General features: G+C 45.6%; 24 protein-coding genes and 1 pseudogene. 18 read left to right on the top strand and 7 right to left on the bottom strand.

Going from position 1 to position 20365, the window contains the following annotated elements; all coding sequences use genetic code 11:
* Positions 1–751: 751 nt before the first annotated feature.
* The 3 genes from B3K91_RS00435 to B3K91_RS00425 all read right to left on the bottom strand — a co-directional run bounded on the left by B3K91_RS00435 (position 752) and on the right by B3K91_RS00425 (position 3331).
* On the bottom strand, positions 752–1576 hold the full coding sequence (locus tag B3K91_RS00435; protein ID WP_292592565.1) for a DegV family protein: 825 nt from the start codon (positions 1574–1576) through the stop codon (positions 752–754).
* A gap of 189 nt (positions 1577–1765) precedes the next feature.
* Complete coding sequence (locus tag B3K91_RS00430; RefSeq protein WP_099828628.1) at positions 1766–2329, bottom strand: DUF2202 domain-containing protein; 564 nt, start codon at positions 2327–2329, stop codon at positions 1766–1768.
* 246 nt (positions 2330–2575) lie between these two features.
* Positions 2576–3331, bottom strand: a complete 756-nt coding sequence (locus B3K91_RS00425; protein WP_292589793.1) for an SDR family NAD(P)-dependent oxidoreductase — start codon at positions 3329–3331, stop codon at positions 2576–2578.
* Positions 3332–3431: 100 nt separating this feature from the next.
* On the opposite strand from B3K91_RS00425, the gene B3K91_RS00420 reads away from it, so the two are divergent.
* The 3 genes from B3K91_RS00420 to B3K91_RS00410 all read left to right on the top strand — a co-directional run bounded on the left by B3K91_RS00420 (position 3432) and on the right by B3K91_RS00410 (position 5465).
* Positions 3432–3698, top strand: a complete 267-nt coding sequence (locus tag B3K91_RS00420; RefSeq protein WP_292592563.1) for a hypothetical protein — start codon at positions 3432–3434, stop codon at positions 3696–3698.
* Positions 3695–3994, top strand: coding sequence for a hypothetical protein (locus tag B3K91_RS00415; RefSeq protein ID WP_292593805.1), 300 nt, complete (start codon positions 3695–3697; stop codon positions 3992–3994). The genes B3K91_RS00420 and B3K91_RS00415 overlap by 4 nt, the downstream gene beginning before the upstream one ends.
* 409 nt (positions 3995–4403) lie before the next feature.
* Positions 4404–5465: an amidohydrolase gene (locus tag B3K91_RS00410; protein WP_292592560.1), complete on the top strand. Its 1062-nt coding sequence runs from the start codon at positions 4404–4406 to the stop codon at positions 5463–5465.
* 1 nt (position 5466) lies between these two features.
* On the opposite strand, the gene B3K91_RS00405 is transcribed toward B3K91_RS00410, so the two are convergent.
* The 4 genes from B3K91_RS00405 to B3K91_RS00390 are packed head-to-tail and all read right to left on the bottom strand — an operon-like array spanning position 5467 to position 7897.
* Entirely contained in the window at positions 5467–6171 is a 705-nt protein-coding gene (locus tag B3K91_RS00405; RefSeq protein WP_292593804.1) for a protein-L-isoaspartate O-methyltransferase family protein, read from the bottom strand.
* A gap of 20 nt (positions 6172–6191) precedes the next feature.
* Positions 6192–6923, bottom strand: a complete 732-nt coding sequence (locus tag B3K91_RS00400; RefSeq protein ID WP_292593802.1) for a sulfite exporter TauE/SafE family protein — start codon at positions 6921–6923, stop codon at positions 6192–6194.
* 12 nt (positions 6924–6935) lie between these two features.
* Positions 6936–7421: a MarR family winged helix-turn-helix transcriptional regulator gene (locus B3K91_RS00395; RefSeq protein WP_292592077.1), complete on the bottom strand. Its 486-nt coding sequence runs from the start codon at positions 7419–7421 to the stop codon at positions 6936–6938.
* Positions 7418–7897 carry a glutathione peroxidase gene (locus tag B3K91_RS00390; RefSeq protein WP_099828634.1) on the bottom strand — a complete coding sequence of 160 codons (480 nt, stop codon included), beginning with the start codon at positions 7895–7897 and terminating at the stop codon, positions 7418–7420. Before B3K91_RS00390 ends, B3K91_RS00395 begins: the two co-directional genes overlap by 4 nt.
* Before the next feature lie 367 nt (positions 7898–8264).
* On the opposite strand from B3K91_RS00390, the gene B3K91_RS00385 reads away from it, so the two are divergent.
* From B3K91_RS00385 to B3K91_RS00315, 15 genes and pseudogenes are all read left to right on the top strand, one after another.
* Positions 8265–9086: a fumarate hydratase gene (locus B3K91_RS00385; protein WP_292592076.1), complete on the top strand. Its 822-nt coding sequence runs from the start codon at positions 8265–8267 to the stop codon at positions 9084–9086.
* A complete protein-coding gene (locus B3K91_RS00380) occupies positions 9073–9573 on the top strand; it encodes a FumA C-terminus/TtdB family hydratase beta subunit (protein ID WP_214061137.1) in 501 nt (166 codons plus the stop codon). Before B3K91_RS00385 ends, B3K91_RS00380 begins: the two co-directional genes overlap by 14 nt.
* Positions 9574–9577: 4 nt before the next feature.
* Complete coding sequence (locus B3K91_RS00375; RefSeq protein WP_292592074.1) at positions 9578–10801, top strand: NAD(P)-dependent malic enzyme; 1224 nt, start codon at positions 9578–9580, stop codon at positions 10799–10801.
* Between the two features lie 234 nt (positions 10802–11035).
* A complete protein-coding gene (locus B3K91_RS00370; RefSeq protein WP_292592072.1) occupies positions 11036–12265 on the top strand; it encodes a PLP-dependent aminotransferase family protein in 1230 nt (409 codons plus the stop codon).
* A gap of 12 nt (positions 12266–12277) precedes the next feature.
* The gene (buk, locus tag B3K91_RS00365; protein ID WP_099828638.1) at positions 12278–13333 is read left to right on the top strand and encodes a butyrate kinase; all 1056 of its coding nucleotides are present in this window, start codon (positions 12278–12280) and stop codon (positions 13331–13333) included.
* Complete coding sequence (locus B3K91_RS00360; protein ID WP_292592071.1) at positions 13330–14229, top strand: bifunctional enoyl-CoA hydratase/phosphate acetyltransferase; 900 nt, start codon at positions 13330–13332, stop codon at positions 14227–14229. Before buk (B3K91_RS00365) ends, B3K91_RS00360 begins: the two co-directional genes overlap by 4 nt.
* A complete protein-coding gene (gene buk / locus B3K91_RS00355; RefSeq protein ID WP_292593800.1) occupies positions 14229–15314 on the top strand; it encodes a butyrate kinase in 1086 nt (361 codons plus the stop codon). Before B3K91_RS00360 ends, buk (B3K91_RS00355) begins: the two co-directional genes overlap by 1 nt.
* Entirely contained in the window at positions 15311–15985 is a 675-nt protein-coding gene (locus tag B3K91_RS00350) for a cobalamin biosynthesis protein CobQ (protein WP_292593798.1), read from the top strand. The genes buk (B3K91_RS00355) and B3K91_RS00350 overlap by 4 nt, the downstream gene beginning before the upstream one ends.
* Positions 15978–16202, top strand: a complete 225-nt coding sequence (locus tag B3K91_RS00345; RefSeq protein ID WP_103134368.1) for a 4Fe-4S dicluster domain-containing protein — start codon at positions 15978–15980, stop codon at positions 16200–16202. The genes B3K91_RS00350 and B3K91_RS00345 overlap by 8 nt, the downstream gene beginning before the upstream one ends.
* A gap of 13 nt (positions 16203–16215) precedes the next feature.
* A complete protein-coding gene (locus B3K91_RS00340; RefSeq protein WP_292592068.1) occupies positions 16216–17274 on the top strand; it encodes a 3-methyl-2-oxobutanoate dehydrogenase subunit VorB in 1059 nt (352 codons plus the stop codon).
* Positions 17275–17283: 9 nt separating this feature from the next.
* A complete protein-coding gene (locus tag B3K91_RS00335; protein WP_099828644.1) occupies positions 17284–18036 on the top strand; it encodes a thiamine pyrophosphate-dependent enzyme in 753 nt (250 codons plus the stop codon).
* Complete coding sequence (locus B3K91_RS00330; protein ID WP_099828645.1) at positions 18033–18572, top strand: 2-oxoacid:acceptor oxidoreductase family protein; 540 nt, start codon at positions 18033–18035, stop codon at positions 18570–18572. Before B3K91_RS00335 ends, B3K91_RS00330 begins: the two co-directional genes overlap by 4 nt.
* Positions 18573–18699: 127 nt before the next feature.
* Positions 18700–19494 (top strand): zinc transporter ZupT, encoded by a 795-nt coding sequence (zupT, locus tag B3K91_RS00325; protein WP_099828646.1) that lies wholly within the window; start codon positions 18700–18702, stop codon positions 19492–19494.
* Positions 19495–19627: 133 nt separating this feature from the next.
* Positions 19628–20002, top strand: coding sequence for a hypothetical protein (locus tag B3K91_RS00320; protein ID WP_292593795.1), 375 nt, complete (start codon positions 19628–19630; stop codon positions 20000–20002).
* A gap of 41 nt (positions 20003–20043) precedes the next feature.
* Positions 20044–20365, top strand: a pseudogene (locus B3K91_RS00315) (ArsR family transcriptional regulator); the annotation flags it as partial.

Genomic DNA, 20365 nt, shown 5'->3' with positions numbered 1-20365 from the left:
CGATAAGCAGAAGCTTTGTCGAGAGTTTCATCCTTACATACCGTTTGATAGGAAGAGACGTAACAAGAGCTGTTCGTCATTGATCAGTCGTTCCCCGATATGGTCAAAAAAACAATAAAGGAGTCCCTAATCAACTATTGCCGAAAAGGCCGTTCTTTAGATAGCCTGGCACAGCATTGACTTGATCTACTGATGTTTTTTCGAATTGTGCAGGTTGTGCTTCAAAGAACTGATATTTGCTGGCACTGAACTTCCGGGGACGGAGAGATCTTCGATCCTTCAGGTTATAAGTAAGACTGTCAGCGGAAAAAACAAGGGTGCGAGAAGCATCCTCAGTTTGGCACCAGAATCTGTAAGTTGGAATCGTGAGAATAATCAATTGCTCTTTGAGTTCATTGCCCAGCTTCTTTCTTAAGAAGCTGCGGGGCAGAATTCGTAATCCTTCTATTGAATTAGTTCGTCTGAGCCCAATGGAAACAAGGCAGTTTAATGAATTAACAGAAAGCCAATTCTTCCTCATGTTGAAATACTTGTAGAAATTCGATCTTATGTCTTTCTCGACTAAGAGTACGGCCTCTGTCGATCTACAGAAAATGCTTAACTGCGAATCGGCATTGCATCCAAGCACGGTCTTCCCCAGCTCTGAATTCTTCTGTCTTCCAGCTTGATTCGAAATCTTGTTCTTATGTCGCTACACGGCAACCTGTAATCTCAAGTCTTCCGGGCCTTATTGGTACTCTAAATGGTGAGTTTAGAGCGCCAATATCAGTCCGCCCTCTCCAGCATATGTGGCAATCGCAGGACCCATCTTTCCGATTATGACTTCGGAATCTCGGACACGTTTCCTAATTTCCGAAGCGAAGAACTCAGCGTCTTTGAGATTATCCACGTGAGTTATGCCGAAAATCTTCTTCCCGGTCTTTGAGGAAGCTTCTATTAACTCAATTATCGCTTCTCTGAATCTCCTGCTTCCTCTTACCTTCTTAAGGAGCTTAACTTCGCCATTTATACCGTGCAGGATAATCTTCATGTTCAATATGTTAACCAGGCCACCCTGGAATTTGCTAAGACGGCCGCCTTTGACAATATTCTCCACTGTCGCGAGAGGGATGATAATCTTCACGTTTTCTCGGTACTCCTCCAGCGCTTCCACTATTTTGTCCAACTCAGCGCCAGATTCAGCCATTCTAGCGGCTATCAGCACCTGGATGCCATGGGAGATCGAACCTGCAAGAGAATCGAATACGATCGCCTTGCCTCCGCTCATTTCGGCGCCGAGGAGCGCTGATTGATAGGTGCCGCTGAGTTTTGATGAAATAGTAATGCAAAGTGGAGTTTCACCCTTCTTCTGAATATCCTCAAAGATCTCAGCAAAATCGGCCGGCGAAGGCTGAGAAGTCTTTGGAAGTTCCCGGGATTTGCTCATTAATCGCCAGAATTCCTCTGGAGTGATGTCGATATCTTCCTTGAAAGTCATATCATCAACAGAAATGTTGAGGGAGGCAAAGGGAATACCATACTTCTTCAACGTTTCAACCGGCAGATCACATGAGCTGTCCGTCACTATCCTGACCACCGTATCCCTCCTCTGTGTTCATATAATAAGATTATATGTCATTACGAGTCCAGAGCAATGGTTGTGCAGAAAGTCGTTTAATACTTGAAACCATTTTGGTGGAAAATTGTCTCTAAAAACTACCGAATATCTAATTCCAAAAGAAAAGGGCGGATTGTCCGCCCTATTGAATCCCATTCGCTGGCCAGTCTATCTGCCAGATGCAATCTCGTTGAACCTTTCGACATCGAGTATTTCTGGAGTATAGCTACCTGCGAGTCTCTCATACTGCCTGAGAAATGCCCTGAGGTGGTTCTCAGAACCTCTAAGCAGATTCTCGTATACCGTCGCAGTCCTCGAGTCGATGTCTCCCTCAAGCAATTCTTCCAAGTCCTTAATATCTATCTCTTCTATCAGAAGACCAACTTTTACCGCATCCAGAAGAGACTTACTTCCACTCTCGATGAGTTCATCATAAAGCTCCTGAAGCGTCGCATTGGTGAAGACTCCAACCTCATTTTCGCCCACGGGATCTACCATGCCAAAATCACCGATCAGAGAAAGAACTGCTTCTGTATGAGTCTGTTCGCTTCTAGCTATGTTACTGAAGACATTCAATCCCCATATTTCATAGAGTACGGTATAGACGTCGTGAGCTAGTTTTTCTTCTTCTCTCATGAAAGCAATTCCATCTTCCTCAGTCATTAAGCTGCTGGCCAGTGTCATTGAACTGAAAATCAAAACTATCGCTATTGCATATAATACTCTCTTCATTATTTTCTACCTCCGTTTTTTGGATCTTGAATAGATGTTAACCTGTGTAACTTAAAATCTCCTGAGAATCTGGAGATCGCTCGAAGGTCAATCCTCTTGGCTTTATCTTCCCTTTTCACTCACAATCGAAGAGTTTCGCCTAACTGAATGAATATTCGTTGCAGAAATTCAGTAGTGTGTTGAGACCAGAGGTCATTGGAAATTACGAAGTTGCTCAGAGTTCTATAGCAGCCTTTCGGTCCACTATTATTCAAATACTCTTCTCGCGGCTTTCATTGCTATTGCTCTCGGTACTAACCTTGATCCGGAAGCGATTATTTTGTTGATCAGCCCGCTTACCACGCTTCTCTTTCCTTTTTCAAATGCATCAAGTGCCTTTTTCACAACTTCTTCGGGGGACATGGACCCCGGCAGCTGCTTCCTTCCTCCCGAAGCTACATCGAAAAACTCTGTTCTAGTCGGCCCAGGAGATAGAACCATTACTTTGAAGCCTTTGGGTTGGAGTTCTTCGCTAACGGCTTCGCTGAAGCTAAGTACAAAGGCCTTTGTTGCAGCATAGACCGCCATTCCCGGTACAGGCAAATAGGCGGCAGTAGAAGCGACGTTTATAATTCCTCCGCCAATGCTGTTGCGCATGAGCGCATATTTCTTCGTCAAGAAGTAAAGAGCTCCGATATTCAGCTTGATCATCTGCATTTCTCTATCCGCTTCAATATCTTCAAAGGAACCAATTAGTCCGAACCCTGCGTTGTTTATAAGAAGATCTACGTCTTTCAGAAGTTTCGAAACTTCAACCAGGTCGTTCTCATCCGTCAAATCACCTTTCAGCGGAATAGATCTAGCTCCTAGATCTCCCTCAATTTGATCGGAAATCGTCTGCAATCTTTCTATTCGTCTGGCTACAAGGATCGTTTCGTACCCACGCTTTGCAAGCTCATAGGAAAACACCTCGCCTATTCCCGATGACGCTCCGGTTATTAGTGCTCTTTTCAAAATGATCACCTCGGCTAATTATACCCAATCCAGACCACATGAGCCTCTCAATTTGAGTTTTCTCGTCACAGAAAGTTGTATGTTGGTACCAAGTTTTGAAGGTGACGATGTGAAGAAAGTTGCGGTTATTTTAGTGCTGGTTCTGGCTGCGAGCGTTTTTGCATCTTGGGTGCCACTGCAGGATTACTCTAACGTGAAGTACGTCTACAATATGATTTCGTACTTCGAGAATGGAGAGCACAAGGAAATGATATACGGGGTGACAGTCGATCGCGATGAAAACCACTTCATCCTGAATTACGATACTACCTACTTCTTACCCCTCGACACTGAGCCCACCTCAGACATGATGTTTGGCCAGCAGTTCTCAATATGATGTACATCTTCCTCAATCCAATGCTATCATTCATTTATGACGCAATTGACCTGGAAAAACAGATGAATACGAAACTTTATGGTTTTGGCACTCACAAGTATGAGGGAATATACTCCGTAGAAGGAAAGAATGGAACGTTTAATGGAACAAAAGTCGCTTTACACAACGAGGACGGAGAGTTGTCGATGTACTGGATAATTGATCAAAACATTCCTTTCGCTCTTGAAACCTTCATGGGCGACGATTACGCGGATGACTCTATTACAATCACTCTCTGGGACTACGCCCTTAATTGATTGAGGATTCGATCAAAAGGCGTCTTCAGGCGCCTTTTTGTTTATAATAAATCAACGAGCGGGCTGTTAAATGGTGTTCAGTATAACTTAATCCGGACGCGGTCGCAGATAGAGATTGGGGTCAGGAAAGCGTTAGGAGGATGATGGAGTTCTGTCTCTCCAGGAAAGGTATTCAAAAAGTCAAAGGTGACGTGTGAGAAACTCTGGTAGAACTTGTCTTTCATACCTCTAACCTCACTCCTCTTGCTTCAGTTTACTCTTTCTCTGCGAACGATTGAACAGACCGAGGCAAATTGAAAAGTGAAAATTCTGATGCTTCGTGATAATGACGAGGTTCTAGTGAGCAAGCTTCCGACGGCAAGATCTTTTCTATCTTTACGTCAAAAGAAGCGATTTGAAGGAGGAGAGCATGGATTTATCGAGAATTAGGCATGACTTACATGAGATTCCGGAGATTGGATTCAATGAGTTCAAGACTCAAGCGTACATTATGAGTCTCCTGGATCGATTATCTGTTTCCTACGAAAAGGTTGCGGGCACCGGACTTCTGGCGAAATGGAAAAAGGTTGAAGGCCCTTTCGTTCTATTTCGATCCGATATGGATGCTCTTCCTGTTTTTGAAGAAACAGATGCTCCATTCAAATCTGCACATGAAGGTTTTATGCATGCATGCGGCCATGATGTTCATATGACAATTCTAATTGGACTTATAGAGAGAATAGTAACAAGCGATCTCAATAGAAATTTTCTCTTTCTTTTCCAGCCGGCTGAAGAAGGCGGGGGTGGTGCTGCGAAATGCTTATCGAAATTGGAGCAATACGAAATAACTGAAGCCTGGGCACTGCACGTAAATGATGAATTCCCTGAAGGATCTGTTTACACAAGAGCCGGTGTTCTCTTTGCCTCGGCCTTCGAAACGGACTGCACTTTCAAGGGAAGGTCGGCACATGTCGCTTTCTATAAGCAGGGAAGAGACGCTATTGAGGGAGCTATGGATTTTCTTCAAAGGGTCTATTCGGTAGATAGAGGAGATTCCGTACTCAGATTTGGACTCATACAGGGGGGCAGAGTTAGAAATGTGGTGGCAGACTCCTGCACTCTTTCGGGAACTGTAAGAACTAAAGCTTTTGAGCTTTCAGAGGAAGCAATCATGGAACTCGAAGAGCTTGGGAGAGAAGTCGCTACTGAAAGAGGTCTAAAGTTCTCTCAGGAGATCGGTTCGAAGTATCCACAGGTTCATGTAGACGGTGATCTTTACGATAAACTGTGCGCCCTGGTCGATGTAAACCCGGTCGAAATGAAATACGTGGGAGAGGATTTTGGAGTGATCGCTATGAAATACCCTTCGGTACTTTTCTGGTTGGGTACAGGAAGAGGAGAACATCATGGACTCCATAATTCAAGGTTTTTGCCTGCTGATTCCGTTATAGAGAAGGGTGTTGAGATTTTCTGGAAGGTCGCCAAAGACTAAGCTAGCGCTTTCGAAATCTCCCCTCTCGAAGCTCAAGTGAGAACTTGTTATCAGTGTAAAGAGGGTCCGGTCTGGAGTCTTCCACTACCATGAAGACCGCTCCTGTTTTCAAAGTAGCTCTCAAAGTTGTACCATCTATTTTTTCGAATAAGAAGACAGGTGTGTTCATATAGCTTCTGTGTATCGGAACGATCGATCTCGCTCCGATTTTCATCTGATTGAACAGCTCCACGGTTATTCCCGGTAAGGCTACGGTGGAGATCATAGCATCGTATGGAGCTTCTTCTTTGAAGCCATATCTACCGTCACCGATCACTATCCTCACATTGCTCATGCGGTAGCGTCGCACGTTTTCCGAGGCTATAGATGCAACCGTTCTGGCGGTCTCCACTGATACTACGCTTCCCTTAGTCAGCATTTTTCCAAGCAGACAAGCACAGAAACCGGTTCCCGTCCCAAGATCCAGGACCTTGTTGTCTTCGTTCAGTTTCAATTCTTCTATCATGCTTATCAAAAGAGATGGCTGAGTAGAAGTTGAGCAAATCTTTCCTGAGCTTGCAAGACTTACTAGAGCTCTGTCTGTATAAGCCTCATCCGCTACTTCGGGCGAGACGAAATCCCTCCTGTCAAGTTCCATAAAGGCCGACTCCAGTCTAGGGTTGGTCAGATAACCTGTCCTCTTCAGAAAACTCAGAAGCTCTCTCATCGAAAATCTGTCACACTCCTCTAGAAGAAGAGATACTTAATGGCGTTTGCGACCACAATTATCAGCAAAATCCATCTCACATAACCGCTGCCCTTTCTTATCGATAGCCTGGCAGCAAAATATGCCCCGACAACATTTCCTGCCGCGAGAACCAGGCCGGGAAACCAGTAAATCATCCCATTAAGGATAAAGATAACCAGAGCAAAAGCAGTGTAGATAAAGACGATAACAATCTTCGTGAAATTCGTCCTCACAAGATCAAAGCCATACGAAAAGGTAATCGCTCCAATAAGGAAGAAACCAACTCCCGCCTGTAAAAATCCCCCGTAGAAGCCCACGCCGAAAAAGATTAGAGCTGAGAGGACTCCAGAGGGTCTCGAAAAAGTGAGCCGCTTCGGTTTCAGTAACACAAGCAAAACTACTGCCAGGAGAGCTACTGCGATCACTTTCTCCAGCACATCCTTCGGTATTGTCGAGACAAACATGGAGCCTATGACTGAACCTATCGTTGCAGACACTATCGCCGGAAGTATGGACTTGTCAAACCTCATACCGCCGGATCGAAAGGTCTTTACTCCTATACCGCTTTCAAATATCACGCCCAGTCTGTTGGTGGCATTGGCAACGTGCGGCGGCAATCCTATCCACATAAGTACCGGGAGAGTGACCATTGAGCCCCCTCCCGCCATAACATTCATAAAACCAGCTGCGGCGCCCGCAATGTATATCGTGACAAGCTGTAGCAGTGTCATTTTGTGATTCTGCTAACTTGAGGACCCGTCTGATTCGCTCATATCGATCTTCTTCAGAAGCTTTTTGAGCGACGACATAAGAGAAATGTATTCTCTCTGAGAGATATTCACCTGTTCAGCAATCTTCATCGGAATATCAATCGCCTTATCCTTAAGCCCTTTCCCTTTCTCTGTTAGACTTATAAGTACCTGTCTCTCATCACCCTGCGATCTTTCTCTCGTAAGAAGGCTTTGTCTTTCCATCCTCTTAAGAAGGGGAGTTAAGGTTCCTGAATCAAGAAACAACTTCTCCCCGAGATCTTTAACTGTAAGTGGTTCTCTCTCCCACAAAACAAGCATTACAAGGTATTGAGGGTAGGTCAACCCAAACTTTGAAAGCACTGGTCTGTAGAGCCTTGTGATGCCCCTTGAACTGGAATACAATGCGAAACAAAGCTGATTGTCAAGCCTAAGTAGCTCGTCTTCTCTTGGAATCGCAACCTCTTCTTTCTTGGTCACTTAACCGCCTCCTCAATTGCAGAACGAAATGACTCGGGTTCCTCCTTCGGCTCAAATCTTCCAATTATCTCACCCTCTCTGTTAATCAAGAACTTCGTGAAGTTCCATTTCACTTTTCCTGAAAACTCCTTCTTCCCACCGCCAGAAACAAGAAATTCATAAAGAGGGTGTATCTCTTTTCCCTTAACATGTATTTTCGAGAACATGGGAAAAGTAATACCGAAATTCGCATCACAGAACGCCTTGATTTCTTCTTCACTGCCAGGCTCTTGGCGAAGAAAGTCATTTGATGGAAAACCAAGAACGGCAAAGTCTCTGTCTTTGAAATCATCATGAAGCTTCTGCAGACCATCGTACTGAGATGTGTATCCGCATTTGCTAGCCGTATTAACTATCAATAGCACCTTGCCTTTGAAGTCCTCCATGGTCTTGTTCCACCCGTCTATTGTAGTCAGTTCAAAATCGTAAATACTCATTCTTTCACCTCCAATCTTATTGTACACTATTTAGTTGTACTATGGAACCTTTCTCTCTTGAGTAGATTTAATTATGATGCATTACGGCTTTCCATATATTGATTTCATAACAGCTGGAGAATCTAGATTGTGAAAATTTAATAGCTTTGCAGTTAAGTGGAGAAGCCCAAGTTAGTATTCTATCTAAGGCTTTTCTGAAGTATCTTTCTTCTGCTGTTTCTCAGCTTTCGTTACGAGCTGAGAATACTGACTTCCTTCATGCTTCCGATTTGGAGAAATGATCATTAGGGCAATCGGGTGTGCAAAGTGTTATAAATGAATATGACGTTGCTCATCATAAGCTTTTCACAGATAATGAGGTGAATTCTTGATAAAAGCATCTTCGATAGCGGGAAAGGTCGAGACCGCATTAGTAAAGGCAAACACAACAATGGATGATAAGATCAAATCCTCTCTAAAACTCTACACCGGTCCTTTCTCATCTATTCTGAATGAGAACTCGTTACTTGCAGAAAAGCTGAAGCTTCCCCTGTGCCAGGACACAGGTTTCATTGAATTCTTTGTCTTCATCGGTCAGGAGGTATCTCTTGAGGAACCCTTATCAGACACCCTCGATACGGCTGTCAGGAGAGCGTATTCAAAAAGTCCCTATCGATACTCAATTGTGAAGGACCCCCTAATACACAGAGAAAATACCGGAGACAATACACCTTCGGTCGTGCATACTTTCATGGTTTCCGGAAGAGAATTAGAGATACGTTTCCTCGTAAAAGGAGGAGGCAGCGAGAATCTCTCGAGACTGTTCATGCTCAACCCGACAACATCTCAAGAAGAGTTCATAGAAACAATTTCCAATTCAATTTCTGAAGGAGGAGCCAGGGGTTGTCCTCCACTCAGGGTCGGAATAGGCATCGGGGGAAGCTCAGAGAAATCAATGCTCCTTGCCAAGCTTGCTCTGACTAGAGAGTTGGATTCAAAGAATCCCGACGTTGACTACGCCTTACTTGAGAAGAAACTTCTGAATAAGATCAATTCCCTCCATATCGGTTATCAAGGACTGGGAGAGGGGATGACCGCTTACTCGGTTAGCATTGAAACTGCGCCTTGTCACATTGCGATTCTTCCAGTTTCATTGGCTGTTGATTGTTATCTCTGTAGAAAGGGGGTAGTTACCTTTGAAGATAGATGATTTGTCCCCCGGTCAAGAAATCAGCTTTACAGGCAAACTCATAGTAATGAGAGACGCAGCTCAGATGCGCCTCAAGAAGTTGTACGAAGAAGGCGAGCCTTTCCCTGTTGAGCTTGAAGGAGCAATTGTATTCTATGCCGGTCCGGCCAAGCTAGTTGAAGAAAGTTGCGGAGCAATCGGCCCTACTACTTCACTCAGGATGGACGGTTTTTTGGAAATGCTTTTCGAAAAGGGCGTTCTGGCAACCATCGGGAAGGGAAAAAGATCGGATCTGGCAGCAAATCTGTGTAAGGAATTTAGAAGAGTCTATTTGATCGCTCCAAGCGGAGCGGCCGCTTCGCTTGCGCAAAGGATCGAGTCTCTTAGGGTCATCGCTTACGAAGATCTAGGCACTGAAGCAATATTCGAGATTGATGTCAGAGACTTTCCGTTGATTGTAGCAACTGATGTTAACGGTTCGGATTTTTTTACTTTGAATAGAAGGTGATTGTGTGAATGAAAAGGCATTGAAACTTCACAAGGATCTACGGGGAAAGTTGGAAGTAAGAAGCAAAGTGAGAGTGGATAGCATGGAGGCACTTTCGCTTGCTTACACTCCAGGGGTAGCCGATGTATGCAGAGTGATTGAGAGCGATAAGGAACTTGCCTACGACTACACAAACAAATGGAATTACGTTGCAGTAGTCTCAGACGGAACGGCAGTACTTGGACTAGGGGATATAGGCCCCGAAGCTGGACTTCCCGTTATGGAGGGGAAAGCCGTCCTGTTCAAGGAATTCGCAAATGTGGATGCCTTTCCCCTCTGTATAAATGTCCATAGTTCAGAGGAGATTATCTCGTTCGTGAAGGCAATTGCCCCAACCTTTGGAGGCATAAATCTTGAAGACATCTCCTCACCAAAATGCTTCTTCATTGAAAGCGAACTTCAGAAGATGCTTGATATTCCAGTCTTTCATGACGATCAACACGGTGCAGCGATTGTCGCCGTTGCTGCGCTGAGAAATGCGCTGAAGATCGTTGGAAAGAAGATTGAGAATCTAAAGATTGTAACGGTTGGCGTTGGTGCGGCCGGAGGCGCAACAATCAAAATGCTGCTGGCGGCAGGTGCTAGGAATATTGTTGCAGTCGATAGAAATGGAATACTAAACAGGAATCAGCCAGCTACTCTCCTAAACGAATTTCACTCAGAGATCGTAAAGGAGATTAACCCCGATAACCTCAGCGGAAATCTGGAGGACGCTGTGAAGGGAGCAGATCTCTTCATTGGCACTTCTGTTGCCGGGCTTCTTTTACCTGAAATGGTGCGCAAAATGGCTCCCGAACCGATCATATTCGCTCTGGCCAATCCCGTACCGGAGATTATGCCGGATCTTGCCCGCAGCGCAGGTGCATCGATTGTCGCCACCGGCAGATCAGACTTCCCAAACCAGATAAACAATGTTCTAGCTTTCCCGGGTATCTTTAGAGGCGCTCTTGACACACGATCAAGAGAGATAAACGAAGCTATGAAGTTGGCAGCAACTGACGCCCTTGCGTCGGCTGTGCCTGAAGAAAAGCTTTCCAGGGACTACATTTTGCCAAGGCCGTTTGAACCGGGAATCGCAAGAAAGGTTGCACTTGCCGTTGCAAGAGCTTCTGTTGACTCGAGATGTTCGAGGCTCTCCGGTGAAATAAACCTTGAGGAACTGATTGAAATAGGATTCAAGAGAATCTGAAAGTCTATTCTCGTATACATTTCTTTCAGGTGGAAATACCTCCATCGTCATGCACATGACTGCACGTATGCAATATGTTGCATGCAAAAGTATGCACCGAACGGAAGCCAAAAGCACGGAAGCTTCTGTATTTAGCCTTCTATAAGCGATTTATACAATTGTTATCTCTTGGCATGCTATTGCTAACTGAATTATTGTGATGATTACTACGATAACTACCAGGGGGTGTAAATCGTGACAGAAAAGTTTTCAAAGATCGCACTCAGAATGAAATCGAACATCATCAGGGAACTGCTTAAGGTGACCTCGAACCCGGGTATGATTTCTTTTGGCGGAGGCGTTCCCGACCCGGACACTTTTCCACGTTCAGAGATGGCTGAAATATCAAAGGAAATACTGGAAAAGGAGTACAAGTTCACACTTCAGTACGGTCAGACTGAAGGTGATCCTATACTTAGGGAAGAGTACATCTCCCTTCTTAATAGGGAGTACGGCATTGAGGGTCTTGACATCGATAATCTTTTGGTCACAGTAGGATCCCAAAGTGCGCTAGATCTTGTCGGTAAGATCTTTTTGGATGACGACAGCATTTACTTCGTGTCGAAGCCGGTATATTTGGGAGCTGCGAGTGCCTTTTCTCTAAGGTCGAACGGGTACGTATACATGACCCTTCAAGAAGACGGTGTGGATCTTGATATAGTTGAAGACAAGCTCAAAGAAATCGAAACTCGCGGAGAACTCGACAAAGTGAAGTTCATCTACACAATCTCGAATTTCCACAATCCAGGCGGCGTAACAATGAGTTACGAAAAGAGAAAGAGACTCGTTGAGATTGCAGAAAAGTACGATGTTCTCATAGTTGAAGACGATCCTTACGGTGACCTAAGATACGAAGGAGAAGCGATCGATCCGATCTTCAAGATTGGCGGGCAAGAAAGAGTCCTGTTGTTGAGAACATTCAGCAAAATCCTGTCGCCTGGGCTTAGGCTCGGTATAGTGATCGGCAATAAGAACATAATAAGAAAGATGGTAATGGCAAAGCAGGCTTCAGACCTCTGTACGCCAAGCCTCACACAGCGTATCGCCGCAAGATATCTTCAGAGGCATAACCTCCTTGCCCAGATAAAACCAACGATTGCGCTTTACCGAGAAAAGAAGGATCTGATGCTAACTGAACTCGACAGAAACTTTGGTGACATGAACGGCTTTTACTGGACAAAACCCGAAGGCGGCCTCTTTATATGGTTCACTCTTCCTGAAGGTTTCGATACAGGAGAAATGCTAGAGCTAGGCAAGACCGAGAACATACTTTTCGTCCCAGGTCAGGCCTTTTCACTCGACAACACCTGTCAGAACTCAATGAGGCTTTCATTCTGTCTGCCTCCTAAAGAGGATATCATCGAAGGAGTCAAGAGACTCAAGAAGGTAATTGTGGAGTACGGCAAAGAGAAAAAGCTACTCTGAGGGAGTGATTAAATGAAGATCTTGGCCATAAATCCCGGCTCCACTTCAACTAAGATCGCTGTCTACAATGACGATACCGAGATCGCCAGGGGATCTATTCAGCATGTCCCTATGATGAAGGAAGTTGATGATGATATTCAGGAAAGGGTAGAAGAGATCAAGTCCTTCTTGCGAAACGAAGGGATCGAGCTTGATTTTGACTCAATAGCCTGTAGGGGAGGAATCTTGCCCCCGCTTGAAAGCGGAACATACAGAGTGAACGAGAGAATGGTTGACTTTCTTCTGCACCATGCTGAAGTAGAACATCCCTCTAATCTCGCTGCTCCCATAGGTTTTCGCCTCTCAGAAGGAAGAGTCCCAGTCTTTGTAACGGACCCGATCTCTGTAGACGAATTCTGTGAAGAGGCACGACTATCAGGTCTTCCTCAACTGCCGAGAATCTCGAGACTTCACGCGCTGAACATGAAGGCCGCCGCAAGACAGGTTGCTGCAGATCTGGGTAGAGATGTCGATAACCTGAACCTGGTGATCGCTCACCTGGGAGGGGGCATTTCGGTCGGGCTACAGCTAAAGGGCAGAGTGGTCGACGTCAATAACGCTACTGACGAAGGCCCTTTCAGTCCAACTAGAACGGGAGAACTCCCGGTCGCCGATCTTGCTGAGATGTGTTTCGCCGGGAGATACACCGAGAAGGAACTCTTAGATAGATACCTGAAGTCAGGAGGGTTGCGGGCATATCTAGGTACAGACGACCTTAGAAAGGCCCTGGAGATGTCAGAGAGTGATCCCGAGGCAGCTCTTGTCGTTGATGCAATGGCTTATCAAATAGGTAAGGAAATTGGCGGCATGGTCGCGCTAGCAGGCGGCTCAATAGACGCAATCGTTCTGACAGGCGGTATGGCATACAACTCCCAGTTCGTTCAGAAGATAAAGAGTTACGTTGGGAAATTCGCTCTGGTCGTCATCGAGCCTGGAGAGAACGAGCTTCTTTCTCTCGCTCTTGGCGCACAGAGAGTTCTTAGAGGAATAGAAACTGCGAAGGAGTTTGATCCGGAGGTGGCAACATGATCACAAGTCTTGCACAGCTAATCGACCGTGCAAAGGTGAATCCTGGAGTAATCGCTGTTGCTGCTGCTGAAGATCCTGTGGTACTTTCAGCAGCGAAAGAGGCCGCAGACGAGGGCATTGCATCGTTCATATTGTTCGGCGACAAGAACAAGATTGAAGCCATCAGTGAGGAGATCGGCTTTCACGAGAAGCTTTCTGTAGTTGACTGTTCTTCAAAGATAGAATCGATCGAGAAGGCCGTAAGAGCTGTTTCGTTCAAAGAAGCCGAAATCCTGATGAAAGGAAACGTAAAAACCGGCGAACTCCTTAATGTATTCTTGAAGGATGATTATGGTCTCAAGACAGGAAGAACGATGAATTTGGTCACTATATTCGAGACAAAGAGATACCATAAACTTCTTCTCGTTACTGATGCCGGGATGGTTATTGCCCCTGATTTGGGTCAAAAGGGAGATTCGATAGTCAACTCTGCCTCAGTTGCAAAGGTTCTGGAGATCGACAAGCCAAAGGTGGCAGTTATTGCCGCTATAGAGGTCGTAAATCAGAAGATGTCCGCAACTCTCGATGCGGCGGTACTTTCACAGATGGCTAAGAGAGGTCAGTTTGGTCATGTTGAGGTAGATGGGCCCCTTGCTCTAGATAATGCAGTATCTCGTGAAGCTGCCGAACACAAGGGTATTTCAAGTTCTGTAGCTGGAGACGCAGATATTCTAGTTATGCCTGACATTGAAGCAGGGAATATATTCTACAAGACCATGGCATTCCTCTGCGACAGTCAGCTTGCCAGTACCATAGTTGGAGGTAAAGCACCAATAGTACTTACCTCTAGAGCCGATTCCGCCAGGACAAAACTCCAATCCATCGCTTTGAATGTTCTTCTTGCAGGAGTGATATGATGCCTGTCATACTCGTTATAAACCCAGGATCTACTTCAACAAAACTCGCACTCTTCAGAAACCTGGAGATGATAAGTGAACATACCATAAGACACTCGCCCGACGATTTGAGCAGATTTTCTTCACTATATGAACAGCGAATGTTCCGAAAGAAATTGATAGCCGACTTTCTGGAGTCAGCAGGACACCCTCTCAGTGAAATAGACGCAATAATCGGAAGAGGCGGTATGCTCCGACCTCTCGAAGGCGGCACATACGCGGTTAGTGAAGCAATGATAGATGATCTCAGATCTGCCAAGTATGGCGAGCACGCCTCTAATCTAGGAGCCATAATCGCTTATGAACTCTCTAGAGAAAGTGGCAGGGAAATCCCGGCATTCATTGCAGATCCAGTAGTCGTTGATGAAATGGAACCCGTCGCCAAACTCACAGGTCATCCGGACTATTCGAGAAGGTCGATTTTCCATGCTCTTAATCAGAAGGCAGTGGCTAGAGAAGTGGCTTCGAGATATGGAAAGAAGTACGATGAAATGAACTTCGTTGTCATCCACATGGGTGGAGGGATTTCCATTGGGGCTCACAGGAGAGGAAGGGTTGTCGATGTGAACAATGCTTTGAACGGGGACGGCCCTTTCAGTCCTGAGCGAGCCGGAACACTTCCGATTACAGGTCTTATAAAGCTATGCTATTCAGGGCGATACTCAAAGGAAGAAGTAAAAAAGCTTATCAAGGGAAAGGGAGGACTATTTGCCTACACCGGAACTAACGATTGCCAGAAGATCCAGCAGGCGATTGTTGATGGTGATAAGAAGGCAGAACTTGCATACAGAGCGATGGCCTATCAGATAGTTAAGTGGGCCGGAAGAATGGCTGCTGCCTTGAGCGGTGATGTCGACTCTATCATAATTACTGGAGGAATAGCCTATGACAGAAGGTTCATGGTCCCATGGCTGACCGAGAAGCTGTCCTTTCTCGCGCCAATAGATGTTGTTCCGGGAGGAAATGAGGAGCTGTCCCTTGCCGTTGCCTGTTTGAGAGTCCTTGAAGGAAATGAAATGGCAAAAGAGTACAGGAGAGCAGAATGAAGTTTTCTAAGAAAGTGCTTATCTTCATGGGTATGTTTGGCAGCGGCAAGACCGAAGTATCTTTGAATGTCGCTAGACTGCTTGCCGATAGAGGAGAAAGGGTGGCCCTCGCCGACATCGATACTATAAGTCCATACTATAGATCCCGCGATATGAGAGAGAGCTTTTCTAAGTTCGGGGTTAAAATCGTAGCTCCCAAAGGCACGCTGGCCCATGCCGACTTGCCGATAATTCCGGCAGAGGTATTCGGTCACGTTGAGAATCCGGATTACAGGGTCATCCTTGACGTTGGAGGGAACGATGACGGAGCAATAGTACTCTCTTCACTGAGCACGAGACTACCGAAAGAGGACTGTGAGACTTACTATGTCATAAATCCCTTCAGGCCGTTCAACGACACAGTCGAAAACGCGGCTTCTCACTTCCTGAGACTTCAAGAGAAGTCTAGAATGGAGATCAACTATTTGATCAACAACTCAAATATTGGATCTGAGACGACAGACGAGAATATTATCGAAGGAGAGAAGTTCGTTAAGCTATTATCCGAGAGGGTCTCAACACCTGTGGCCTTCACTGTTCTGATGAACGCAACGAGAAAAGGAAATGGGATGTTCGATCAATTTTGGATTGAGAAGTATATGAAGAATTCATGGGAGGTAGAAAATGAGTAAAAACTTCGTGAAAGTAGACGAAGAGCGATGCAAGGGCTGCGGTCTATGCATCAACTTCTGCCCTAAGAAAGTGCTGAGCTTCTCTGAGAAGTTCAACTCCAAGGGCTATCATCCGGCACAGCAGCATGATCTCGAGAATTGCATTGGCTGCGGATTCTGCTACATGATGTGTCCCGATACCGCAATAACTGTCTTCAAAGAGACAGCAGAAGTATAGGGGGGAAAATTAGATGGCCGAAAAAATGATGGTTAAAGGTAACGAAGCAATGGCTGAAGCTGCAATAAGGGCCGGCTGTAGGTTGTATTTTGGTTATCCGATTACTCCTCAATCGGAGTTTACAGAGTATATGGCTCGTCGAATGCCTGAAGTAAGCGGCGTATTTCTTCAGTCCGAGAGCGAAGTAGCGGCGGTGAATATGGTTTACGGAGCCGCAAGCACTGGTCACAGAGTTATGACTTCAACTTCGAGTCCCGGCTACAGCCTCATGCAAGAGGGGGTATCTTATATTGCTGGAGCAAGGCTTCCTACGGTTTTTGTGAACGTTGTACGAGGGGGACCTGGACTGGGAGATATTCAGCCAGCACAGAGTGACTACTTCCAGTCAACGAAGGGCGGGGGGCATGGTGACTATCATTTGATAGTTCTAGCGCCCGGCAGCATCCAGGAAGCGGTAGATCTTATGGAGTCTGCTTTTGATTTAGCTGACAATTACAGAGTTCCGGTAATGATTCTTGCAGATGGAATGCTTGGTCAAATGATGGAGCCTGTTGTCTTCCCCGAGTTTGTCAAACTTGATGGAATCAACGACCATTCCAGTTGGGCATTGAGGGGAACAGAAGGAAGGGAACCTCATAAGGTAACTTCCTTTGATATCGATCCTGTAAGACTTGAAGAGATGAATATCGTTGTCCACAAGGGATACGATGAGATAAAAGCAAAGGAAGTCAGATATAAGTCTCATGATCTTGATGATGCAGATTACGTTCTAGTCGGCTATGGAACGATGGGAAGAATTCTAGGCAGTGTAGTGAAAATGGCAAGGAAACAGGGAATCAAGGTTGGATTGTTCAGACCAATCTCGTTGTGGCCGTTTCCATACGCAGAGTTAAAAGAGGCGGCAAGAGGAAAGAAATTCTGTCTGGATGTGGAAATGTCTATGGGGCAGATGGTCGAGGACGTTCGCCTTGCAGTCGAAGCAACTCTTCCGGTTCATTTCTATGGAAGAACCGGAGGAATGGTTCCAACGCCTGACGAAGTGTTAAGAGAACTCGTCAGACTTATAGGATGAGGTGATTGTATGGAACAGGCTACTTACAAGAGACCAAAGTCACTTGCTAGAAACGAATTCTCGTATTGCCCTGGTTGTCACCACGGCATTATCCATAGACTCATAGCAGAAGTAATTGATGAACTCGACATTCAAGGAAAGACGCTAATGGTTGCTCCCGTTGGATGCTCAGTCTTCGCCTATCAGTTCTTTGATGTAGACGGTACCGTTGCCCCGCACGGAAGGGCTCCAGCAGTAGCTACGGGAATGAAGAGAGCGATGCCTGATAGAATCGTATTCACGTATCAGGGAGATGGAGACCTCGCGGCCATAGGAACCGCCGAGATAATTCATGCCGCAAATAGAGGCGAGAAGATCACCACGATCTTCGTCAACAACGCGATCTACGGTATGACAGGCGGCCAGATGGCACCGACGACCTTGCTTGGAATGAAAACCACTACTTCTCCGTATGGGAGAAAAGCAGAGACGGAAGGGTTTCCGATTCATGTTTCAGAATTGCTGAAAGAAACCGCCGGAATTGTCTATCTGGAAAGAGTGGCTGTGAGTTCTCCTCAGGAAGTTAGGAAGGCAAAGGCTTCAATAAAGAAGGCCTTTGTCGCACAACAAAAAGGGCTGGGCTTCTCATTGGTCGAGGTTCTTTCGACTTGCCCGACAAACTGGGGCCTCAACCCGGTGGAGTCAATCAACTGGCTAAATGAAAACATGAAGAAAGAGTATCCCGTCGGGGTATTTGTCGACAAGGTCGGTGATTTCAAATGAGTGAGCATCTCTTGGTTGCTGCGGGATTTGGGGGACAGGGAGTGATGCTGATAGGACAGATTCTTGCAACGGCGGGAATGTTCGACAACAAGCACACTACCTGGCTACCGTCATATGGTCCTGAAATGCGAGGCGGGACTGCGAACTGCACGGTTGTCGTTAGCGATGAGCCGATTGGCTCACCTATTACGAATACTCCAAACGAGTTGATAGTAATGAACATCCCTTCTCTTCTGAAGTTCGAGAAGGAGATTCAACCTGGCGGACTCATGGTGATAAACACATCTGTTGTTGATAGAGATACGAGTAGAAACGATATTTCTGTCGTCAAGATCGATGCAAACTCGGTCGCTGAGAAGCTCGGTAATCTCAAGGTTGCAAATATGGTAGTTCTAGGCGCATACCTTGGCAGGGCCGGAACGGTCACTCTCGATGGAGTAAGAAAGGCACTGGAGAAAAAGCTAACAGGAAGAAAAGCAGCACTCGTAGATTTGAATATTCGTGCCATAGAAGAAGGCATGAAGTCAGTTAAGTGATCTTGAAAAGACGCGCCCAGAGCGCGTCTTCTTTAGACCTTTACGCTAATCAAAAATCTATGCAGAATGACTGCCAAACCAATGAAGAAATGTATAATCTTTCTAGCGGACTATATGGAGGATTACGATGCAACTTGACAATTTCTGGCCAGCGTTTTTTTTGACTGTTTTTGCGGGGCTTTCCACCGGGATCGGCAGTATTCTTGCGATTTTCGCAAAAAAAACCAACACAAAGTTTCTTTCAGTTTCGCTTGGCTTCTCCGCCGGTATAATGATATACGTATCCTTCGTCGAGATCTTTGTAAAGAGCGGTGAATCTCTCCAGAAGTCTGTGGGAAGTGGCATAAGCGACTGGATTAATGTAATCGCTTTCTTCGGAGGTATAGGCATTATTGCCCTGATCGACTTCCTTGTACCTTCCGCAGAGAATCCTCACGAAATGAGAGACGTAGATGAAATGCAAGCCAAAAACAAAACTCTCTTGAGAATGGGGCTTTTCACTGCGTTTGCCATTGCTGTCCACAACTTTCCTGAAGGGCTCGCAACATTCCTTGCTGCCATGAAGGATCCGTCGCTTGGGGTACCTATTGCGGTTGCGATAGCAATCCACAATGTCCCTGAAGGGATCGCTGTGGCTGTTCCGATATATCACGCAACGGGAAGCAGGAAGAAGGCTTTCATGTATTCATTTCTTTCGGGTCTGGCAGAACCGGCTGGCGCTTTGATCGGATTTGCGCTGATAAATATCCTTTTCACCGACATTGCATTCGGGATTGTCTTTGCCGGAGTTGCAGGGATAATGGTTTACATATCTCTAGATGAACTCCTTCCTTCGGCAGAGAAGTATGGAGAACACCATCTCTCCATATCGGGATTAATAGCCGGAATGGCGGTCATGGCGGTCAGTCTGCTCATACTGTAGTTCATTCTGATAGAATCGTGTTGCAAGTGCTTGGACAGAAAGAGACATCCATTTATCAATGAGATTTATGTTGTTCTTCGCTTTATAGTGATAGACTATTCGCGTTAATGTGAGTCTTGGGGGGTGGTAAGTTTTGAAATGGATTGACAACAAAGTGGAAGTTTGCTCCAGCACAGCCTGCGATCTTCTCCATGGTTTGTTCAGATTGAATAACAACGAGAGATTTCATGAGTTGTTTGAGTCTTCACTCTATAAGGGCAAGTTTGAACCAAATAGGGATATTCAAAACTGGGTTTCCGAAACAAAGAGTATTCTCACTCCGGACATACTTGAGAAGCTAAAGGAGTTCTTTGCTTGGGAGACTTTTTTTGGAATGTGCTTTCTTCCGGATGTTACGCACAGCAGCCTCAAAAATGCAAGACAGCTAATTGAACACTTAAGAGAAATGCCCGAAAGGGTTTTGCTCATTTCATTTATTCCGGTTACGGTCCGAGAAAAGGCGCGGTAGATATTAACACCTTCGAAGGAATAATTGAAAACGACAATGAAATGCTTCTCTTTGTCTCGAAAGACATGTCATTCTCTCCGGAAAGAAAAGCCGTTCTCTTCGAGATGCTTTCTGGTCCGGAGAAGGCCAAAGAGGACTTCATTTACTTGTTTGAGTGGTTTTACGAAAACTCATTTTCTGTGATAGAACCAAAGCTCGAAAGGACGCTTCTAAAAGTAGCAACTGATCTGAAGAAAGAGATTGAAGCTTCCGGCATAAAGTTTCTGAAGACACTCATAAAGAACATCGACTATACGAGTTACGAAGTGCTCGAAAGAACTGTGATTTGTCCCAGCTACTTCTCCGAATTCCTGGTCTCAAACG

This window comes from Mesotoga sp. UBA5847, from assembly GCF_002432735.1.
GTDB lineage: Bacteria > Thermotogota > Thermotogae > Petrotogales > Kosmotogaceae > Mesotoga.
The sequence above is the reverse complement of the archived record's forward strand: the minus strand, read 5'-3'. Positions and strand labels throughout refer to the sequence as shown.

Bases quoted from the DNA above. Each gene is read 5' to 3' on its own strand.
- B3K91_RS00430 (WP_099828628.1), bottom strand. From the start codon at position 2,329: ATGAAGAGAGTATTATATGCAATAGCGATAGTTTTGATTTTCAGTTCA.
- B3K91_RS00415 (WP_292593805.1), top strand. From the start codon at position 3,695: ATGATGTACATCTTCCTCAATCCAATGCTATCATTCATTTATGACGCA.
- B3K91_RS00410 (WP_292592560.1), top strand. From the start codon at position 4,404: ATGGATTTATCGAGAATTAGGCATGACTTACATGAGATTCCGGAGATT.
- B3K91_RS00405 (WP_292593804.1), bottom strand. From the start codon at position 6,171: ATGAGAGAGCTTCTGAGTTTTCTGAAGAGGACAGGTTATCTGACCAAC.
- B3K91_RS00400 (WP_292593802.1), bottom strand. From the start codon at position 6,923: ATGACACTGCTACAGCTTGTCACGATATACATTGCGGGCGCCGCAGCT.
- B3K91_RS00390 (WP_099828634.1), bottom strand. From the start codon at position 7,897: ATGAGTATTTACGATTTTGAACTGACTACAATAGACGGGTGGAACAAG.
- buk (WP_099828638.1), top strand. From the start codon at position 12,278: ATGAAGATCTTGGCCATAAATCCCGGCTCCACTTCAACTAAGATCGCT.
- B3K91_RS00360 (WP_292592071.1), top strand. From the start codon at position 13,330: ATGATCACAAGTCTTGCACAGCTAATCGACCGTGCAAAGGTGAATCCT.
- buk (WP_292593800.1), top strand. From the start codon at position 14,229: ATGCCTGTCATACTCGTTATAAACCCAGGATCTACTTCAACAAAACTC.
- B3K91_RS00350 (WP_292593798.1), top strand. From the start codon at position 15,311: ATGAAGTTTTCTAAGAAAGTGCTTATCTTCATGGGTATGTTTGGCAGC.
- B3K91_RS00345 (WP_103134368.1), top strand. From the start codon at position 15,978: ATGAGTAAAAACTTCGTGAAAGTAGACGAAGAGCGATGCAAGGGCTGC.
- B3K91_RS00340 (WP_292592068.1), top strand. From the start codon at position 16,216: ATGGCCGAAAAAATGATGGTTAAAGGTAACGAAGCAATGGCTGAAGCT.
- B3K91_RS00335 (WP_099828644.1), top strand. From the start codon at position 17,284: ATGGAACAGGCTACTTACAAGAGACCAAAGTCACTTGCTAGAAACGAA.
- B3K91_RS00330 (WP_099828645.1), top strand. From the start codon at position 18,033: ATGAGTGAGCATCTCTTGGTTGCTGCGGGATTTGGGGGACAGGGAGTG.
- zupT (WP_099828646.1), top strand. From the start codon at position 18,700: ATGCAACTTGACAATTTCTGGCCAGCGTTTTTTTTGACTGTTTTTGCG.